17 protein-coding genes and 1 other RNA gene are annotated in these 16,933 nt (G+C 52.7%); 5 read left to right on the forward strand and 13 right to left on the reverse strand.

Annotated elements, in window-relative coordinates; translation table 11 throughout:
• Window positions 1-53 precede the first annotated feature (53 nt).
• Entirely contained in the window at window positions 54-713 is a 660-nt protein-coding gene (gene trhA, locus ACJHXB_RS01460) for a PAQR family membrane homeostasis protein TrhA (RefSeq protein ID WP_000250269.1), read from the reverse strand.
• A gap of 163 nt (window positions 714-876) precedes the next feature.
• The gene (yqfB, locus tag ACJHXB_RS01465) at window positions 877-1,188 is read right to left on the reverse strand and encodes a N(4)-acetylcytidine aminohydrolase (RefSeq protein ID WP_001604811.1); all 312 of its coding nucleotides are present in this window, start codon (window positions 1,186-1,188) and stop codon (window positions 877-879) included.
• A 44-nt stretch (window positions 1,189-1,232) separates the two neighbouring features.
• Here yqfB and bglA point away from each other — a divergent pair, with 44 nt between their 5' ends.
• Window positions 1,233-2,666, forward strand: a complete 1,434-nt coding sequence (gene bglA, locus ACJHXB_RS01470) for a 6-phospho-beta-glucosidase BglA (protein ID WP_001604813.1) — start codon at window positions 1,233-1,235, stop codon at window positions 2,664-2,666.
• Between the two features lie 61 nt (window positions 2,667-2,727).
• On the opposite strand, the gene ACJHXB_RS01475 is transcribed toward bglA, so the two are convergent.
• The 4 genes from ACJHXB_RS01475 to gcvT form a co-directional block, all read right to left on the reverse strand.
• Window positions 2,728-3,471, reverse strand: coding sequence for an SDR family oxidoreductase (locus tag ACJHXB_RS01475; protein ID WP_001366570.1), 744 nt, complete (start codon window positions 3,469-3,471; stop codon window positions 2,728-2,730).
• Window positions 3,472-3,737: 266 nt separating this feature from the next.
• Entirely contained in the window at window positions 3,738-6,611 is a 2,874-nt protein-coding gene (gene gcvP, locus ACJHXB_RS01480) for an aminomethyl-transferring glycine dehydrogenase (protein WP_000195038.1), read from the reverse strand.
• A gap of 118 nt (window positions 6,612-6,729) precedes the next feature.
• Window positions 6,730-7,119 carry a glycine cleavage system protein GcvH gene (gcvH, locus tag ACJHXB_RS01485; RefSeq protein WP_001295377.1) on the reverse strand — a complete coding sequence of 130 codons (390 nt, stop codon included), beginning with the start codon at window positions 7,117-7,119 and terminating at the stop codon, window positions 6,730-6,732.
• A gap of 23 nt (window positions 7,120-7,142) precedes the next feature.
• Window positions 7,143-8,237: a glycine cleavage system aminomethyltransferase GcvT gene (gene gcvT, locus ACJHXB_RS01490; protein ID WP_000068701.1), complete on the reverse strand. Its 1,095-nt coding sequence runs from the start codon at window positions 8,235-8,237 to the stop codon at window positions 7,143-7,145.
• Window positions 8,238-8,527: 290 nt separating this feature from the next.
• Here gcvT and ACJHXB_RS01495 point away from each other — a divergent pair, with 290 nt between their 5' ends.
• On the forward strand, window positions 8,528-8,611 hold the full coding sequence (locus tag ACJHXB_RS01495; protein ID WP_122545169.1) for a hypothetical protein: 84 nt from the start codon (window positions 8,528-8,530) through the stop codon (window positions 8,609-8,611).
• Between the two features lie 73 nt (window positions 8,612-8,684).
• Here the strand turns inward: ACJHXB_RS01495 and ubiI are convergent, their stop codons facing one another.
• Genes ubiI through ygfB form a run of 4 tightly spaced genes read right to left on the reverse strand, consistent with a single transcriptional unit; the run spans window position 8,685 to window position 13,014 of the window.
• Window positions 8,685-9,887, reverse strand: a complete 1,203-nt coding sequence (gene ubiI / locus ACJHXB_RS01500) for an FAD-dependent 2-octaprenylphenol hydroxylase (RefSeq protein ID WP_001192188.1) — start codon at window positions 9,885-9,887, stop codon at window positions 8,685-8,687.
• 22 nt (window positions 9,888-9,909) lie between these two features.
• On the reverse strand, window positions 9,910-11,088 hold the full coding sequence (gene ubiH / locus ACJHXB_RS01505) for a 2-octaprenyl-6-methoxyphenyl hydroxylase (RefSeq protein ID WP_000111168.1): 1,179 nt from the start codon (window positions 11,086-11,088) through the stop codon (window positions 9,910-9,912).
• On the reverse strand, window positions 11,085-12,410 hold the full coding sequence (gene pepP / locus ACJHXB_RS01510; protein ID WP_001290105.1) for a Xaa-Pro aminopeptidase: 1,326 nt from the start codon (window positions 12,408-12,410) through the stop codon (window positions 11,085-11,087). The genes ubiH and pepP overlap by 4 nt, the downstream gene beginning before the upstream one ends.
• Before the next feature lie 25 nt (window positions 12,411-12,435).
• Window positions 12,436-13,014, reverse strand: coding sequence for a UPF0149 family protein YgfB (gene ygfB / locus ACJHXB_RS01515; RefSeq protein ID WP_001295378.1), 579 nt, complete (start codon window positions 13,012-13,014; stop codon window positions 12,436-12,438).
• A 167-nt stretch (window positions 13,015-13,181) separates the two neighbouring features.
• Between ygfB and zapA the strand changes: the two genes are divergently transcribed.
• From zapA to ACJHXB_RS01530, 3 genes are all read left to right on the forward strand, one after another.
• Window positions 13,182-13,511, forward strand: coding sequence for a cell division protein ZapA (gene zapA / locus ACJHXB_RS01520; RefSeq protein WP_001276008.1), 330 nt, complete (start codon window positions 13,182-13,184; stop codon window positions 13,509-13,511).
• A 41-nt stretch (window positions 13,512-13,552) separates the two neighbouring features.
• Window positions 13,553-13,736, forward strand: a non-coding RNA gene (ssrS, locus tag ACJHXB_RS01525) — 6S RNA.
• Window positions 13,737-13,756: 20 nt separating this feature from the next.
• Window positions 13,757-14,359: a 5-formyltetrahydrofolate cyclo-ligase gene (locus ACJHXB_RS01530; RefSeq protein WP_001604817.1), complete on the forward strand. Its 603-nt coding sequence runs from the start codon at window positions 13,757-13,759 to the stop codon at window positions 14,357-14,359.
• A gap of 100 nt (window positions 14,360-14,459) precedes the next feature.
• Here ACJHXB_RS01530 and ibsC read toward each other — a convergent pair whose 3' ends face one another.
• The 3 genes from ibsC to rpiA form a co-directional block, all read right to left on the reverse strand.
• Window positions 14,460-14,519 carry a type I toxin-antitoxin system toxin IbsC gene (gene ibsC, locus ACJHXB_RS01535; RefSeq protein ID WP_071525914.1) on the reverse strand — a complete coding sequence of 20 codons (60 nt, stop codon included), beginning with the start codon at window positions 14,517-14,519 and terminating at the stop codon, window positions 14,460-14,462.
• Window positions 14,520-14,747: 228 nt separating this feature from the next.
• Window positions 14,748-15,980, reverse strand: a complete 1,233-nt coding sequence (gene serA, locus ACJHXB_RS01540) for a phosphoglycerate dehydrogenase (RefSeq protein ID WP_001151604.1) — start codon at window positions 15,978-15,980, stop codon at window positions 14,748-14,750.
• Between the two features lie 255 nt (window positions 15,981-16,235).
• On the reverse strand, window positions 16,236-16,895 hold the full coding sequence (gene rpiA / locus ACJHXB_RS01545) for a ribose-5-phosphate isomerase RpiA (protein ID WP_000189743.1): 660 nt from the start codon (window positions 16,893-16,895) through the stop codon (window positions 16,236-16,238).
• Window positions 16,896-16,933: the final 38 nt, after the last annotated feature.

The following is a 16,933-nucleotide window of genomic DNA, read 5'->3' on the forward strand; positions in this document are numbered from 1 at the left end:
TATCGCCTGATGCGACAAGGGTGTGTCTTTTCAGGCCTACAAAGGCACACCCATTACGCCTGCCCAATATATAAATAGATCGCCAGAAAGTGGCACACGCTGCCGCCGAGCACAAAGCCGTGCCAGATGGCATGGTTGTAGGGAATGCGTTTGCAGACGTAGAAAATCACCCCGAGCGAGTAAACCACGCCGCCTACAGCCAGTAAGGTAACGCTGCCCGCCGCAAGCTTAATTGCCATTTCATAAATCACCACCAGCGACAGCCAGCCCATCGCCAGATAGGTCACCAGAGATAAAATTTTGAATCGGTGCGCGATGGTCAGTTTGAACAGAATCCCCAGCAGCGCCAGGCTCCAGATAACAATCATCAACCCACGCGCTAACGGAGAATCCAGCCCCACCAGCAAAAACGGCGTGTAGGTTCCGGCAATCAACAGATAAATAGCGCAGTGGTCAAATTTCTTCAGCCACATTTTTGCCCGTTGATGAGGAATGGCGTGATAGAGCGTCGAAGCGAGGAACAGCAGGATCATACTGCCGCCATAGAGGCTGTAACTGGTTATCGCTGTGGCGCTGGCATTGAGATCCACCGCCTGAACCAGTAGCAACACCAGCCCAACGATACCAAACACCAGCCCAATGCCGTGACTGACGCTGTTGGCAATTTCCTCTGCCAGCGAATATCCCTGCTTAATGAGGGGCTTCTGAACCATAACTTACTCCGGAGAAACGTACACGCACATGTATACCTCTCCAGCGTAACTGAGAATAGTTCCAGTGAACACCTGTTAGCTAAAATAAATTCTGATTTGAGATTAATCTCCGAAAAATCATGAAATTAAATGCGAAATTTCAACTAACAGGCGTGAGTTCAATTTAAAGGCATTTAAATTCAATCACATAAAACTGTGTCTGGCCGGGATAGATGTCGGCAATGATCTTTTTCAGTTCTGGCAGGGTCATATTCTCCTGCTCTGCATGTTTTTCCGTCAGCGTATCCAGCGTTACGGTTGAGGTTGCAGTGACTTCAATCGTGCAAAAATAACCGTCATCTTCAAAACGTCCGACACGAAGCACATCACCCGTTTTGAAGTGCGATTCAGACTCGTCGCGGATGGTGATGGTTTTACGCCCAGCCAGAATGTCATCCTGGAAACGTTGAAAAAAAGTGATGTCGTTTGGCTGCATGGTACTATTTCCTGTAAGAATTGACTCATCTGGAGCCTATGATAGTGAAAAAACTCACCTTACCGAAAGATTTCTTATGGGGCGGCGCAGTTGCCGCTCATCAGGTCGAAGGCGGCTGGAACAAAGGCGGCAAAGGGCCGAGCATTTGTGACGTTCTGACCGGTGGCGCACACGGCGTGCCGCGCGAAATCACCAAAGAAGTCTTGCCAGGCAAATACTATCCAAACCATGAAGCCGTTGATTTTTATGGTCACTACAAAGAAGACATCAAGCTATTTGCCGAAATGGGCTTCAAATGTTTTCGGACTTCCATCGCCTGGACGCGCATTTTTCCAAAAGGCGATGAAGCTCAGCCAAACGAAGAAGGGCTGAAGTTTTACGACTCTCTGTTCGATGAATTGCTGAAATACAACATCGAACCGGTGATCACCCTATCCCACTTTGAAATGCCGCTGCATCTGGTGCAGCAATACGGTAGCTGGACCAACCGTAAAGTGGTTGATTTCTTTGTCCGTTTCGCAGAAGTGGTATTTGAACGCTATAAGCATAAAGTCAAATACTGGATGACCTTCAACGAAATTAACAACCAGCGTAACTGGCGTGCACCGCTGTTCGGTTACTGCTGCTCCGGCGTGGTGTATACCGAGCATGAAAACCCGGAAGAGACGATGTACCAGGTGCTGCATCACCAGTTTGTCGCCAGCGCCCTGGCGGTGAAAGCCGCGCGTCGCATTAACCCGGAAATGAAAGTCGGCTGTATGCTGGCGATGGTGCCGCTTTACCCTTACTCCTGTAATCCGGACGATGTGATGTTCGCCCAGGAGTCGATGCGCGAACGCTACGTCTTTACCGATGTGCAACTGCGTGGCTATTACCCGTCCTATGTGTTGCACGAGTGGGAGCGTCGCGGATTTAACATCAAAATGGAAGACGGCGATCTCGATGTGCTGCGCGAAGGCACCTGCGATTATCTTGGTTTCAGCTATTACATGACCAACGCAGTGAAGGCCGAAGGCGGCACCGGCGATGCGATCTCTGGTTTCGAAGGCAGCGTACCGAACCCGTATGTTAAAGCGTCTGACTGGGGCTGGCAGATTGATCCAGTAGGTCTGCGCTATGCACTTTGCGAACTGTATGAGCGTTATCAGAAGCCGCTGTTTATTGTCGAAAACGGTTTTGGCGCTTATGACAAAGTGGAAGAAGATGGCAGCATCAACGATGACTACCGCATTGACTACCTGCGCGCCCATATTGAAGAGATGAAAAAAGCGGTGACTTACGATGGCGTGGATCTGATGGGCTACACACCGTGGGGCTGCATCGACTGCGTGTCGTTTACCACCGGGCAGTACAGCAAACGCTACGGCTTTATCTATGTGAATAAACATGACGACGGTACTGGCGATATGTCGCGTTCACGTAAGAAGAGCTTTGACTGGTACAAAGAGGTGATTGCCAGCAACGGCGAGAATCTGTGATTATCTGATGTGCCGGATGCAACGCCAATTGTGTTGCATCCGGTCAGATAACTTTCCCATCTTATTTTCCGCCCGCCAAATCGATAAAACTTCCCGTGACATAAGAGGCTTTATCACTTAACAGCCAGACGATGGCCTGCGCGACCTCTTCCGCCTGCCCACCGCGCTGCATGGGGATGTTCGACTTAACGCGATCAACGCGTCCAGGTTCGCCACCGCTGGCGTGCATTCCGGTATAGATAAAACCGGGCCGCACGCCATTAACGCGAATTCCTTGCGCAGCGACTTCCAGCGACAGCCCTGTGGTTAACGTATCAATCGCCCCTTTCGATGCCGCATAATCAACGTATTCCCCCGGAGATCCCAGCCGTGAGGCCACTGAAGAGACGTTGACGATAGCACCGCCATTACCGCCATTTTTCAGCGCCATGCGTTTTACCGCCTCGCGGCAACAGAGAAAATGTCCCGTCACATTGGTGGAAAGTACCCGGTTGATTCGCTCTGCGGTAAGGTTTTCTACGGTGCACTGGGTAAACAAGATCCCGGCGTTATTGACCAGTGCGGCTAGCGGTTCATCGTGCAGATCGATTGCGGTAAACATCTCGACGACCTGATTTTCGTCGCTGATATCCGCCTGGAGCACGAATGCCTTGCCACCGGCTTGCGTGATTAAGTTCACCACTTCCTGCGCCGCGTGGAGGTTTTGCTGATAATTAACCGCCACCGTATACCCTTCTTGCGCCAACAGTAATGCAGTTGCCCGCCCGATGCCGCGACTGCCACCGGTCACAAGTGCTATAGCCAATTGTTTTTCCTGGAAAAATTAATTCGTTGACGTATCTTTTAGATTGCTAACAAACTGGCTCAATCTTCAATGTTGGCACGCTTTTCCCCCTCGCCCTTTCAGGGAGAGGGCCGGGGTGAGGGTAAATATTCGCGCCAGTGCCGGCCTGTTCCCCTCACCCTAACCCTCTCCCCAAAGGGGCGAGGGGACTGTCTGAGCACTTTTGTACTTTGTCATCTGACTAAAAAGGCGCCGAAGCGCCTTTAGAAAATAGTCGAATCAGTGAATTACTGGTATTCGCTAATCGGTACGCAGGAGCAGAACAGGTTACGGTCGCCGTAAACATCATCCAGACGTTTCACTGTCGGCCAGTATTTGTCTGCCACGCCTGCCGGGAATACCGCAACTTCACGGCTGTACGGATGCGCCCACTCGGCGACCAGTTCGCTCTGAATGTGCGGCGCGTTCACCAGCGGGTTATCTTCCAGCGGCCAGACACCGGCTTTCACCTGGTCAATTTCTGCGCGGATAGCCAGCATCGCGTCGATAAAGCGATCCAGTTCCACTTTGCTTTCGGATTCGGTCGGTTCAACCATCAGCGTACCCGCCACCGGGAATGACATGGTCGGCGCGTGGAAACCGTAGTCGATCAGACGCTTGGCAATATCCAGTTCGCTGATGCCGGTTTCTTCTTTCAGCGGACGAATATCAAGAATACATTCGTGCGCCACGCGACCGTCGCGACCGGTATACAGCACCGGGAAAGCATCCTGCAGGCGGCTGGCAATATAGTTGGCGTTAAGAATTGCCACCTGGCTTGCTTTTTTCAGCCCTTCTGCGCCCATCATGCGGATGTACATCCAGCTGATTGGCAGGATAGAGGCACTACCGAACGGTGCCGCAGAAACCGCGCCCTGACGGGTTAACATGCCTTCTATTTGTACCACGCTATGACCTGGCACAAACGGTGCCAGATGCGCTTTCACGCCGATCGGTCCCATACCTGGGCCGCCGCCACCGTGCGGAATGCAGAAAGTTTTATGCAGGTTAAGGTGCGAGACGTCCGCGCCAATAAAGCCCGGTGAGGTGATGCCGACCTGGGCGTTCATGTTCGCGCCATCAAGGTAAACCTGACCGCCGAACTGATGCACGACTTCACACACTTCACGGATCGTTTCTTCATACACGCCGTGGGTGGAAGGATAGGTCACCATGATACAGGAGAGGTTATCGCCCGCTTGTTCCGCTTTCGCGCGCAGATCAGCCAGATCGATGTTGCCGTTTTTATCACACGCCACAACCACCACCTGCATTCCTGCCATATGTGCAGAAGCGGGGTTAGTTCCGTGCGCAGAAGCCGGGATCAGGCAGATATCGCGATGCCCTTCGTTGCGGCTTTCATGATAATGACGAATCGCCAGCAGGCCCGCGTATTCGCCCTGTGCGCCGGAGTTCGGCTGCATACAAACGGCGTCGTAACCAGTCAGTTTCACCAGCCAATCAGCCAGCTGCGCAATCATCTGCTGATAACCTTCGGCCTGTTCTGGCGGGCAGAACGGGTGCAGTTCGGCAAATTCCGGCCAGGTGATGGGGATCATCTCGGCGGCGGCGTTCAGTTTCATGGTGCAGGAACCCAGCGGGATCATCGCCTGATTCAGCGCCAGATCTTTACGCTCCAGCGAGTGCATATAGCGCATCATTTCGGTTTCGCTGTGGTAGCGATTAAACACCGGATGGGTGAGGATTTCGTCGTCGCGCAGCATCGCAGGCTGAATAGAGCGACTGTCGTGAGCCACGTCTTTGTCCAGCGTGTCGATGTCCAGCCCGTGGTTATCGCCCAACAGCACGCTGAAAAGCTGCATCACGTTTTCACGCGTGGTGGTTTCATCAAGGGTGATCCCAACCGCGTTCAGAATATCGCTACGCAGGTTGATTTCAGCCGCTTCGGCACGCGCCAGCACGCCCGCTTTGTCGGCCACTTCCACACACAAAGTATCGAAATAGTGCGCATGGCGCAGCTTCAGACCTTTTTGTTGCAGGCCCGCCGCCAGGATATCGGTCAGACGGTGGATGCGGTTAGCGATACGTTTCAGGCCAACCGGGCCGTGATAAACGGCATACAGGCTGGCGATGTTTGCCAGCAGCACCTGGGAAGTACAAATGTTGGAGTTCGCTTTCTCACGACGAATATGTTGCTCGCGAGTCTGCATCGCCATGCGCAGAGCGGTGTTGCCAGCTGCATCTTTCGATACACCGATAATACGGCCCGGCATTGAGCGTTTGTATTCGTCTTTCGCCGCAAAGAATGCTGCGTGTGGGCCACCGTAGCCCATCGGCACACCGAAGCGTTGCGCCGAACCAAAGACAATATCCGCGCCCTGTTTACCCGGCGCAGTTAACAGCACCAGCGCCATAATATCGGCGGCGACACTGACCACAATTTTGCGTGATTTCAGTTCGCTGATGAGCGCAGTGTAGTCGTGGATTTCACCGGTTGTGCCAACCTGCTGTAACAGCACGCCGAAGACGTCCTGATGGTCGAGCACTTTTTGCGCGTCATCGACAATCACTTCAAAACCAAAGGTTTCGGCACGAGTACGTACCACATCCAACGTTTGCGGATGGACGTCAGAAGCAACGAAGAAGCGGTTGGCATTTTTCAGTTTGCTGACGCGTTTCGCCATCGCCATTGCTTCGGCGGCAGCAGTGGCCTCGTCCAGAAGAGAAGCAGAGGCCATATCCAGCCCGGTCAAATCCAGCGTTACCTGCTGGAAGTTGAGCAGTGCTTCAAGGCGGCCCTGGGAGACTTCAGGTTGATACGGAGTATACGCGGTATACCAGCCCGGATTTTCCAGCATGTTACGCAGAATAACCGGCGGTAGCTGCACGGCGGTGTAACCCATGCCGATGTAAGACGTGAAGCGTTTATTGCGACTGGCAATAGCCTTGAGTTCCGCCAGCGCGGCGTATTCGGTCGCCGGTGCGCCAACCTGCGGCGGGGTCGCAAGCTGAATATCTTTCGGCACAATCTGGCCGGTCAGCGCGTTTAACGATTGTGCGCCAACGGCATTCAGCATTTCTTGCTGTTGCGCGGCGTCCGGTCCGATATGGCGTTCAATAAAAGCGCCGCTGTTTTCAAGCTGGCTTAACGTCTGTGTCATGAGCGATGGTTCCTGAAACGTGCAGTGAATTGTGAACCTCTCTCCTTGCGAAGAGAGTGAGGGTGAGGCGTAAAAGTTCCTCACCCTGATCCTCTCCCGCAGAAGAGGAATAAAGCCGTTACTCGTCTTCTAACAATGCTTCGTATGCGGTCGCATCCAGCAGTGATTCCAGTTCGCTTTCATCGCTGGCTTTGATTTTAAAGATCCAGCCGCCTGCATACGGTTCGCTGTTCACCAGTTCCGGGGAATCGCTCAGTGCGTCGTTTACCGCCACGATTTCACCGCTTACTGGCGCATAAATATCTGACGCCGCTTTTACTGATTCGGCAACCGCGCAGTCATCGCCCGCGCTAACCGTTGCGCCCACTTCCGGCAGGTCAACAAACACCATATCGCCTAACAGCTCCTGGGCATGTTCGGTGATACCAACGGTGTAAGTGCCGTCGGCTTCTTTACGCAGCCATTCGTGTTCTTTGCTGTATTTCAGTTCTGCTGGTACGTTGCTCATCAATCAATCTCCAAAAAAGTAAATCACGCGACGGCTTTACCGTTACGCACAAAAACAGGTTTCGTCACTTTAACCGGCATTTCACGGTTGCGAATTTGCACAATCGCTGTTTCACCAATACCTTCCGGCACGCGCGCCAGCGCAATGCTGTAACCCAGCGTCGGGGAGAAAGTACCGCTGGTGATAATGCCTTCATGCTGGTTGCCCTGCGCATCGGTAAAGCGTACCGGCAGTTCATTACGCAGCACGCCTTTTTCGGTCATCACCAGACCAACCAGTTTTTCTGTGCCATGCTCACGCTGCACTTCCAGGGCTTCACGACCGATAAAGTCACGATCTGCCGGTTCCCAGGCGATAGTCCAGCCCATGTTGGCGGCTAACGGAGAGATGGTTTCGTCCATCTCCTGACCATAAAGATTCATACCCGCTTCCAGACGCAGCGTGTCACGCGCGCCCAGGCCGCATGGCTTAACGCCCGCTTCCACCAGCGCACGCCAGAAATCGGCCGCTTTTTCATTGGGCAGCGCAATTTCATAGCCCGCTTCACCGGTATAACCAGTGGTGGCAATAAACAGATCGCCCGCCTGCACGCCAAAGAACGGTTTCATCCCTTCCACCGCCTGACGCTGAGCGTCATTAAACAGTGTGGCAGCTTTTGCCTGCGCATTCGGCCCTTGCACGGCAATCATGGAAAGGTCATCACGAACGGTAATTTCGATGCCGAAAGGTTCAGCGTGTTGGGTAATCCAGGAGAGGTCTTTTTCGCGGGTGGCGGAGTTAACAACGAGGCGGAAGAAATCTTCAGTAAAGTAGTAGACGATGAGATCATCTATCACACCGCCAGAGGCATTCAACATCCCCGAGTAAAGGGCTTTGCCGCTTTTGGTGAGCTTCGCCACATCGTTCGCCAGCAGATAACGCAAAAACTCCCGGGTGCGGCTGCCGCGAAGATCGACGATGGTCATATGTGACACATCAAACATTCCGGCATCGGTACGTACCGCATGATGTTCGTCGATTTGCGAACCGTAATGCAGCGGCATCATCCAGCCGTGGAAATCCACCATGCGAGCGCCGCAAAGCGTGTGTTGTTCGTACAAAGGAGTCTGTTGTGCCATCTTGTCCTCATTGAATAAGCGGGGCTGACAACTTTTCCATGGCGAAATTATCACCACGAAACCCAGCATCGGAGCCACTCCCGGTCCCCAACGCAATCGTTCTCTTTTGCCTGAACTTACCACCGAAACAGACTGTTAACCATAAGGTAAAATTGATCATCACATTAGCTTATGGTTAAAAAACGCCAAAATCGCAACAGAATAAAAAACCAAAAAACACACCAATTTCTATAGAAAGATGATGCGATGAGGAAATTAATTTGAATAAGGCAATATTAAGAGCTGAAAAAATGTCAAAAAACACTAAATCAAAAATTCGCGGCATTAGAAAATATAATGCGAAAACGGAGGTGAAATTAGTTTATTTCAAATGAGGAAAATCTCCCGGCGAAAAAACCGGGAGATGAAAGTGTGATGGGTATCAAATAAACAGCAGAAGAGAAATTTTTAACGCAGCCATTCAGGCAAATCGTTTAATCCCATTGCCTGGCGGATAAGTTGTGGTTTAACGCCAGGAAGCGTGTCGGCCAGTTTTAAACCAATATCACGCAGCAGTTTTTTCGCCGGATTGGTACCGGAAAACAGATCGCGAAACCCCTGCATACCAGCCAGCATCAGCGCCGCACTGTGCTTGCGGCTACGCTCATAGCGACGCAGATAAATGTACTGCCCGATGTCTTTCCCCTGACGATGCAACCGTTTCAGTTCAGCAACCAGCTCTGCAGCATCCATAAAGCCGAGATTTACCCCCTGCCCCGCCAGCGGGTGAATGGTATGCGCGGCGTCGCCCACCAACGCCAGACGGTGCGCGGCAAATTGGCGCGCATAACGCCCCGTCAGTGGGAACACAAGGCGCTCACTCTCAACCTTACATAAGCCCAGGCGATTATCAAAAGCGATATTTAACGCGCGATTAAATTCGTCTTCACTTGCCTGCTGCATCCGCTGCGCTTCCTCTGGCGACAGTGACCAGACAATCGAGCAAAGATGCGGATCGCTAAGCGGTAAAAAGGCCAGAATGCCTTCGCCATGGAAAACCTGCCGCGCCACCGCATCATGCGGTTCTTCCGTGCGAATGGTCGCTACCAGCGCGTGATGCTGATAATCCCAGAAAGTCAGCGGAATATCGGCTTTGTTGCGCAACCAGGAATTAGCGCCGTCCGCGCCAATCACCAGACGCGCCGTTAACATACTGCCATCTTTCAACGTCAGGAAGGTTTCATTTTCTCCCCAGGCGACCTGCTGTAATTCTGCGGGGGCCAACAGAGTGATATCTGACGACTGCTGCGCTTTGTTCCACAGCGCGTAGTGAATCACTGAATTTTCAACGATATGCCCAAGATGGCTATAGCCCATGCTTTGATCGTCAAACGAAATGTGACCAAAGCTGTCTTTATCCCACACTTCCATGCCGTGATAACAGCTGGCCCTACGAGAGAGAATGTCCTGCCAGACGCCAAGACGGGTGAGTAATTTTTCGCTGGCGGCATTGATAGCCGAAACGCGCAGTTGTGGTGGTGCATCCGCCGCCAGAGGTTCCGGTACGCGCTGCTCCAGTACGGCAACGCGTAAGCCGCTCCCCTGTAAGCCGCAGGCAACCGCCAGCCCCACCATGCCGCCGCCAACAATGGCTACATCAACACTTTGCATTGTTTATTCCTTAAAACCGCCTTCAACGCGCCACCCAACCGAGGGTGCGCTGCGCCAGCACATCGCGTGCCGGGGTGAATAATTCCATTGCCATCAGCCCGATGTTGCGCCCGACAACCAGCGGCCCCCAACGGTTGGCAAAAAGATGTACAAGGCTGTCCGTGACGCCGATGGTTGCTTCGCGATCGCGCTGTCGACGCTGCTGATAACGGCACAATACGCCGTAATCACCCATGTCTTCTCCGCGCTCCTGCGCCTGAGTCAGGGTTTCCGCAAGGCTCATAACATCTCGCATACCGAGGTTGAACCCTTGCCCGGCAATCGGGTGCAGAGTTTGCGCCGCATTGCCCACCAGCACGGTACGATGGGTAATAGGTCTGGCGGCGCGGGTTAACGCCAGCGGATAAGCACTGCGTTTACCAGCGTGGGTAATTTTCCCAAGTCGCCAACCAAAGGCCGACTGGAGTTCACGGCAAAACTTCTCGTCGCTCCAAGACAGTACCTCTTCGCGCCGTTCCAGTGGATGACACCAGACCAGCGAACAGCGTCCGTCAGACATCGGCAACATCGCCAGCGGGCCATGTTGCGTAAAGCGTTCAAAAGCGCGCCCTTCGTGCGCAACGGAAGTCGCAACGTTGGCAATCACAGCCAGTTGTTCGTAAGGCTCCTGCTGCCAGTCAACGCCGCACACAGTGGCTAACGCTGAATGGGTGCCATCAGCGGCTACCAGCACGCGGCCCGTCAGCGTTTCGCCACACTCCAGCGTCACTTCAACATGACTCTGAGTACGGGCAACGTTAGCCACGCGATCCGGGCAATGCAGCGTTACGCCAGGTGATTTGCGCAGCAATGCAAACAGCCGTTGCCCGACATTATGCAATTCGACAACCTGCCCCAGCGCCGCCAGTTGGTAATCTTCTGCGGCGAGGGTGACGAATCCGGCATGACCACGATCGCTGACATGCACGCTGGTGATGGCGGTTGCGCAATCAGCCAGAGATTGCCAGACGCCGATGCGCGCCAGTTGCTGACAGGTACCCGCCGCCAGCGCTATCGCTCGTCCATCAAAGCCCGGATGAGCATGTGACTCTGGCGCAGTCGCTTCAATCAAATGTACCGGCAGCGCCCCGTGACTTAACCGGGAAATAGCCAGCGCCAGCGTCGCGCCCGCCATGCCGCCACCGACGATGATTACGCTCATTGCTTTCTCGCAGCAGCCATCAACGCTTCGATTTCTTCCGGCTTTTTCACCACGCTGGCGGTGAGGTTTTCGTTGCCGGTTTCGGTAATCACAATGTCGTCTTCAATACGAATGCCGATACCGCGATATTGTTCTGGCACATCCGCATCCGGCGCGATATACAGACCAGGCTCTACGGTCAGTACCATCCCCGGTTCCAGAATGCGCGAGCGATCCTGACCATAAACGCCAACGTCATGGACATCCAGTCCTAACCAGTGGCTAAGGCCATGCATAAAGAAAGGACGATGGGCGTTCTGAGCGATCAGTTCATCAACATCACCTTTCAGGATGCCGAGTTTTACCAGGCCGCTAACCATGATACGCACCACTTCACTGGTGACTTCCAGAATGGAGGTTCCCGGACGATACAGGCGCAGGCTGGTTTCAAGAGACTCCAGCACAATGTCGTAGATTTCACGCTGGGCCTGGGTGAATTTGCCGTTGACCGGGAAGGTACGGGTAATATCGCCCGCATAACCTTTGTATTCACAGCCCGCGTCAATCAACACCAGGTCACCGTCACGCAGTTCACACTCGTTTTCGGTGTAGTGCAGAATACAGCCGTTTTCACCGCTGCCGACAATGGTGTTGTAGGAAGGATAGCGCGCACCGTGGCGGTTAAATTCGTGGTGAATTTCGCCTTCCAGATGGTACTCGAACATTCCCGGACGGCATTTTTCCATCGCCCGGGTATGCGCCAGGGCGGTGATTTCTCCCGCGCGGCGAAGTACGGCAATCTCTTCTGGTGATTTGAACAGGCGCATTTCATGAACAATGGGACGCCAGTCGATCATCGTTGCTGGCGCGGTGAGATTTTGTCGCGAGCCTTTACGCAGCTTTTCCAGCGCGCTGTTCACGATTTCATCAGCATATGCATATTCGCCCTGGGCGTGGTAAACCACATCCAGACCATTAAGTAGTTGATAAAGTTGCTGATTAATTTCGCTGAATGCCAGTGCGCGGTCAACGCCCAGTTTCTCTGGCGCGGCATCCTGACCTAAACGACGGCCAAACCAGATCTCCGCCGTCAGGTCGCGAACGCGGTTAAACAGAACGCTGTGGTTATGAGTGTCATCGCTTTTAATCAGCACCAGCACCGCTTCCGGTTCGTTAAAGCCGGTGAAGTACCAGAAGTCACTGTTCTGACGATAGGGGTATTCGCTGTCGGCGCTACGTGTTACTTCTGGTGCAGCAAAAATCAGCGCGGCGCTGCCGGGTTGCATTTGCTCCACCAGGGCCTGACGGCGACGCTGAAACTCTTGCCGGGATATCTCACTCATAACACTCTCCTTACGTTTTTTGTTTTTAGTGTAGAGTCGGTTTTTGTACTTCTGGCGCGGTCGGTTGCGGATGAGTAAAGGTGTCATGGCATAACAGCGCGGCAACACGAACGTATTCGATGATCTCTTCAAGCGACATTTCAAGCTCTTCCTGATCTTCGTCTTCGTCGTAGCCCAGCTGCGCGATGTTACGCAGATCGTCGATGGCTTCACCGGTTTCGCCGGTCACTTTGTCCAGCTTCGGTTGCGTAACGCCAAGACCAAGCAGGAAGTGATTAACCCAACCTGCCAGCGCATCAGCCCGATCGAAAACGCTGACATCATCGCCATCAGGCAGATAAAGCTGAAAAAGGAAGCCGTCATCCTGCAGGGCATCGCTGGTGGCAGAGTGCATTTTACGCAGTGCCTGTGCCAGCTCATGACCGAAAGCCATGCCTTCGTTCGTCAGGTCGTGAAGTAGCGGCAGCCATGAGCTGTCATCGTTACCGCCACATATCATCCCACTGATTAAACCATGCATCTCAGCAGGGGTCAGACCCGTCCCTTGTTGGTTCAGATACTGGTTCATTTCGTTGTAACCAGGCATTTCGTTCTGTATAGACATAAGCATTCGTCGTCAAAGGGAGGAATATTCATGATATGCTACCACTTTGGGCCCTGGTGGACCAGAAAAGGGCTTGTCTCTTCTCATCAGGGTAGCTATAGTGTCGCCCCTTCGCAGACCATGGGTCTAAAGACGAAGGCAGCGCAGTCAATCAGCAGGAAGGTGGCATGTCTGCACAACCCGTCGATATCCAAATTTTTGGCCGTTCACTGCGTGTGAACTGCCCGCCTGACCAAAGGGATGCGTTGAATCAGGCAGCGGACGATCTGAACCAACGGTTGCAAGATCTGAAAGAACGCACTAGAGTCACAAATACTGAACAGTTGGTCTTCATTGCCGCATTGAATATCAGCTATGAGTTAGCGCAAGAAAAAGCGAAGACTCGTGACTACGCGGCAAGTATGGAACAGCGTATTCGGATGCTGCAGCAGACCATAGAACAAGCGTTACTTGAACAAGGTCGCATCACCGAAAAAACTAACCAAAACTTTGAATGACACTTTTCGGTTTACTGTGGTAGAGTAACCGTGAAGACAAAATTTCTCTGAGATGTTCGCAAGCGGGCCAGTCCCCTGAGCCGATATTTCATACCACAAGAATGTGGCGCTCCGCGGTTGGTGAGCATGCTCGGTCCGTCCGAGAAGCCTTAAAACTGCGACGACACATTCACCTTGAACCAAGGGTTCAAGGGTTACAGCCTGCGGCGGCATCTCGGAGATTCCCTTCTTATCTGGCACCAGCCATGACGCAACTACCAGAACTCCCACTGACATTATCCCGACAAGAAATCCGCAAAATGATTCGGCAACGTCGTCGTGCGTTAACGCCGGAACAACAGCAGGAAATGGGTCAACAAGCCGCTACCCGGATGATGACGTATCCCCCTGTGGTGATGGCACATACGGTTGCTGTATTCCTCTCTTTTGATGGCGAACTCGACACCCAGCCACTCATAGAACAACTCTGGCGCGCCGGTAAGCGCGTATATCTTCCAGTTTTGCATCCCTTTAGTGCCGGTAATTTGCTGTTCCTGAATTACCATCCGCAAAGCGAACTGGTGATGAACAGGTTGAAGATCCATGAGCCAAAACTGGATGTGCGTGACGTGCTACCCCTTTCCCGATTAGACGTGTTGATCACACCGCTGGTCGCCTTTGATGAATACGGTCAGCGCCTGGGAATGGGCGGTGGTTTTTATGATCGGACCTTACAAAACTGGCAGCGCTATCAAATGCAACCGGTGGGTTATGCGCATGATTGTCAGTTGGTGGAAAAACTCCCCGTTGAAGAGTGGGATATCCCACTTCCTGCGGTGGTTACACCGTCGAAAGTCTGGGAGTGGTAAGGGCGACACACCTGCATCGCCCTGATTGACATCGTTGATTCTTTAACCTAATTTAGTGAGTAAGGGTAAGGGAGGATGACTCCTCCCCTGAGACTGACTGTTAATAAGCTGGGAAACTTATGAGTAACAGTACAATCAGTATGATGACAAGTCGCATCATAACCCTTCTCCTTCAAGCCCTCGCTTCGGTGAGGGCTTTACCGTTACAGCCCCATGCTGCCCTGCCATCGTAAATCCCCATTAAATAAACACAACGCATTGATCTGACTTTGATTTATTTTCTGGAGCAGACTCGCAAAGCAGAATGCACAACGCGGCAACGGTGTGGAGAAGCGATAAAAAAACGGGCAAGTCAGTGACCTGCCCGTTGATTTTCAGAGAAGGGGAATTAGTACAGCAGACGGGCGCGAATGGTACCCGGAATAGCTTTCATTGCCTGCAGCGCCTTTTCGGCAACGTCTTCGTCGGCTTCAATATCAATAACTACATAACCCATCTGGGCGGAAGTTTGCAGATATTGCGCGGCGATGTTGACACCCTGCTCGGCGAAGATTTTGTTCAGCGCAGTTAGCACGCCCGGACGGTTTTCGTGGATGTGCATCAGACGACGCCCACCGTGCAGTGGCAGCGAGACTTCCGGGAAGTTCACCGCAGAGAGCGTTGAGCCATTGTCAGAATACTTGATCAATTTACCCGCAACTTCCAGGCCGATATTCTCCTGCGCTTCCTGAGTCGAACCGCCAATGTGTGGCGTCAGAAGGACGTTGTCGAATTCACACAGCGGAGAGGTAAATGGATCGCTATTGGTTGCCGGTTCCGTCGGAAATACGTCGATTGCCGCCCCCGCCAGATGTTTGCTCGCCAGCGCGTCACACAGCGCCGGAATATCCACCACAGTACCGCGCGAAGCATTAATCAGCAGCGAGCCGGGCTTCATTAGTGAAATCTCTTTCGCACCCATCATATTTTTGGTGGACGGATTCTCTGGTACATGCAGACTCACCACATCGCTCATATTCAGCAGGTCAGAAAGATGCTGTACCTGAGTGGCGTTGCCCAGCGGCAGTTTGTTTTCAATATCATAAAAGTAAACATACATTCCCAGCGATTCAGCCAGAATGCCCAATTGCGTACCAATATGACCGTAGCCAATGATACCCAGCTTTTTGCCGCGCGCTTCAAAAGAACCCGCCGCCAGTTTGTTCCACACGCCACGGTGCGCTTTAGCATTGGCTTCCGGCACGCCGCGCAATAGCAGCAGCAGTTCGCCAATCACCAGCTCCGCAACAGAGCGCGTATTTGAGAACGGTGCGTTAAATACCGGGATCCCGCGTTTTGCCGCCGCATCCAGATCAACCTGGTTTGTTCCGATACAGAAACAGCCAATAGCGACCAGTTTTTCTGCGGCGTTGATCACGTCTTCAGTCAGATGGGTACGGGATCGCAGGCCGATGAAGTGGGCATCGCGGATGGATTCTTTTAATTGTTCATCATCCAGCGCGCCTTTGTGAAATTCGATGTTGGTGTAACCCGCTGCACGAAGGCTTTCAAGCGCCTTTTGGTGCACGCCTTCTACCAGCAGAAACTTAATCTTGTCTTTCTCCAGCGATACCTTTGCCATTTACCCAATCCTGTCTTTTGAAATGTTGTGTGCGGATTTGCATCCGCCTTTCAACATATCAAAAAATAATATTGCGGCAATATGAACGTTTGCGTCGCGATGTTGAGGATATATCACGCAAAGGTATTTCTTGGATGAATATGCTGGTTTAAAGGGTTTATTTAGAGCAATCGACAATAGCCAGGTAAAAACGTGACACATGTCACCAAATTTAATGAAGAGAATTTTTTTAACGGGGGAGGTTCCCCCGTCAGATCATTTCACAATGGTTTTGACACCGTCAGGTGTGCCAATCAGCGCAACGTCCGCGCCACGGTTAGCAAACAAGCCAACAGTCACCACGCCAGGAATCGCATTTATGGCGTTTTCCATCGCTATCGGGTCAAGGATTTCCATGCCGTGGACGTCGAGGATCACGTTGCCGTTATCAGTCACCACGCCCTGACGGTATTCCGGACGACCGCCCAGTTTCACCAGCTGGCGCGCCACTGCACTACGTGCCATCGGGATAACTTCTACTGGCAGCGGGAATTTGCCCAGAATATCAACCTGCTTGGAGGCGTCGGCAATACAGATAAATTTTTCCGCAACCGAAGCAATGATTTTTTCACGGGTCAGCGCCGCGCCGCCGCCTTTGATCATTTGCATGTGGCCGTTGATTTCATCTGCGCCATCAACGTAGATGCCAAGGCTGTCGACTTCGTTGAGATCAAAAACGTGAATGCCGAGGCTTTTCAGTTTTTCAGTGGAAGCATCCGAACTGGAAACGGCCCCTTCAATCTGGCCTTTCATCGTGCCGAGCGCGTCAATAAAGTGTGCGGCGGTGGAACCTGTACCTACACCAACAATGGTGCCGGGCTGAACATACTGAAGTGCCGCCCATCCTACTGCTTTTTTCAATTCATCCTGCGTCATGATCGTTTCGCCTGTGGTATGAAATTTCACACGCATTA

The organism is Escherichia sp. WS3227_2 (assembly GCF_046486495.1).
Taxonomy (GTDB): Bacteria; Pseudomonadota; Gammaproteobacteria; order Enterobacterales; family Enterobacteriaceae; genus Escherichia; species Escherichia coli.

Coding starts and splice junctions, on each gene's coding strand:
- trhA (WP_000250269.1), bottom strand. CDS start 713: ATGGTTCAGAAGCCCCTCATTAAGCAGGGATATTCGCTGGCAGAGGAA.
- yqfB (WP_001604811.1), bottom strand. CDS start 1,188: ATGCAGCCAAACGACATCACTTTTTTTCAACGTTTCCAGGATGACATT.
- gcvP (WP_000195038.1), bottom strand. CDS start 6,611: ATGACACAGACGTTAAGCCAGCTTGAAAACAGCGGCGCTTTTATTGAA.
- gcvH (WP_001295377.1), bottom strand. CDS start 7,119: ATGAGCAACGTACCAGCAGAACTGAAATACAGCAAAGAACACGAATGG.
- gcvT (WP_000068701.1), bottom strand. CDS start 8,237: ATGGCACAACAGACTCCTTTGTACGAACAACACACGCTTTGCGGCGCT.
- ACJHXB_RS01495 (WP_122545169.1), top strand. CDS start 8,528: ATGTCAAAAAACACTAAATCAAAAATTCGCGGCATTAGAAAATATAAT.
- ubiI (WP_001192188.1), bottom strand. CDS start 9,887: ATGCAAAGTGTTGATGTAGCCATTGTTGGCGGCGGCATGGTGGGGCTG.
- ubiH (WP_000111168.1), bottom strand. CDS start 11,088: ATGAGCGTAATCATCGTCGGTGGCGGCATGGCGGGCGCGACGCTGGCG.
- pepP (WP_001290105.1), bottom strand. CDS start 12,410: ATGAGTGAGATATCCCGGCAAGAGTTTCAGCGTCGCCGTCAGGCCCTG.
- ygfB (WP_001295378.1), bottom strand. CDS start 13,014: ATGTCTATACAGAACGAAATGCCTGGTTACAACGAAATGAACCAGTAT.
- zapA (WP_001276008.1), top strand. CDS start 13,182: ATGTCTGCACAACCCGTCGATATCCAAATTTTTGGCCGTTCACTGCGT.
- ACJHXB_RS01530 (WP_001604817.1), top strand. CDS start 13,757: ATGACGCAACTACCAGAACTCCCACTGACATTATCCCGACAAGAAATC.
- serA (WP_001151604.1), bottom strand. CDS start 15,980: ATGGCAAAGGTATCGCTGGAGAAAGACAAGATTAAGTTTCTGCTGGTA.
- rpiA (WP_000189743.1), bottom strand. CDS start 16,895: ATGACGCAGGATGAATTGAAAAAAGCAGTAGGATGGGCGGCACTTCAG.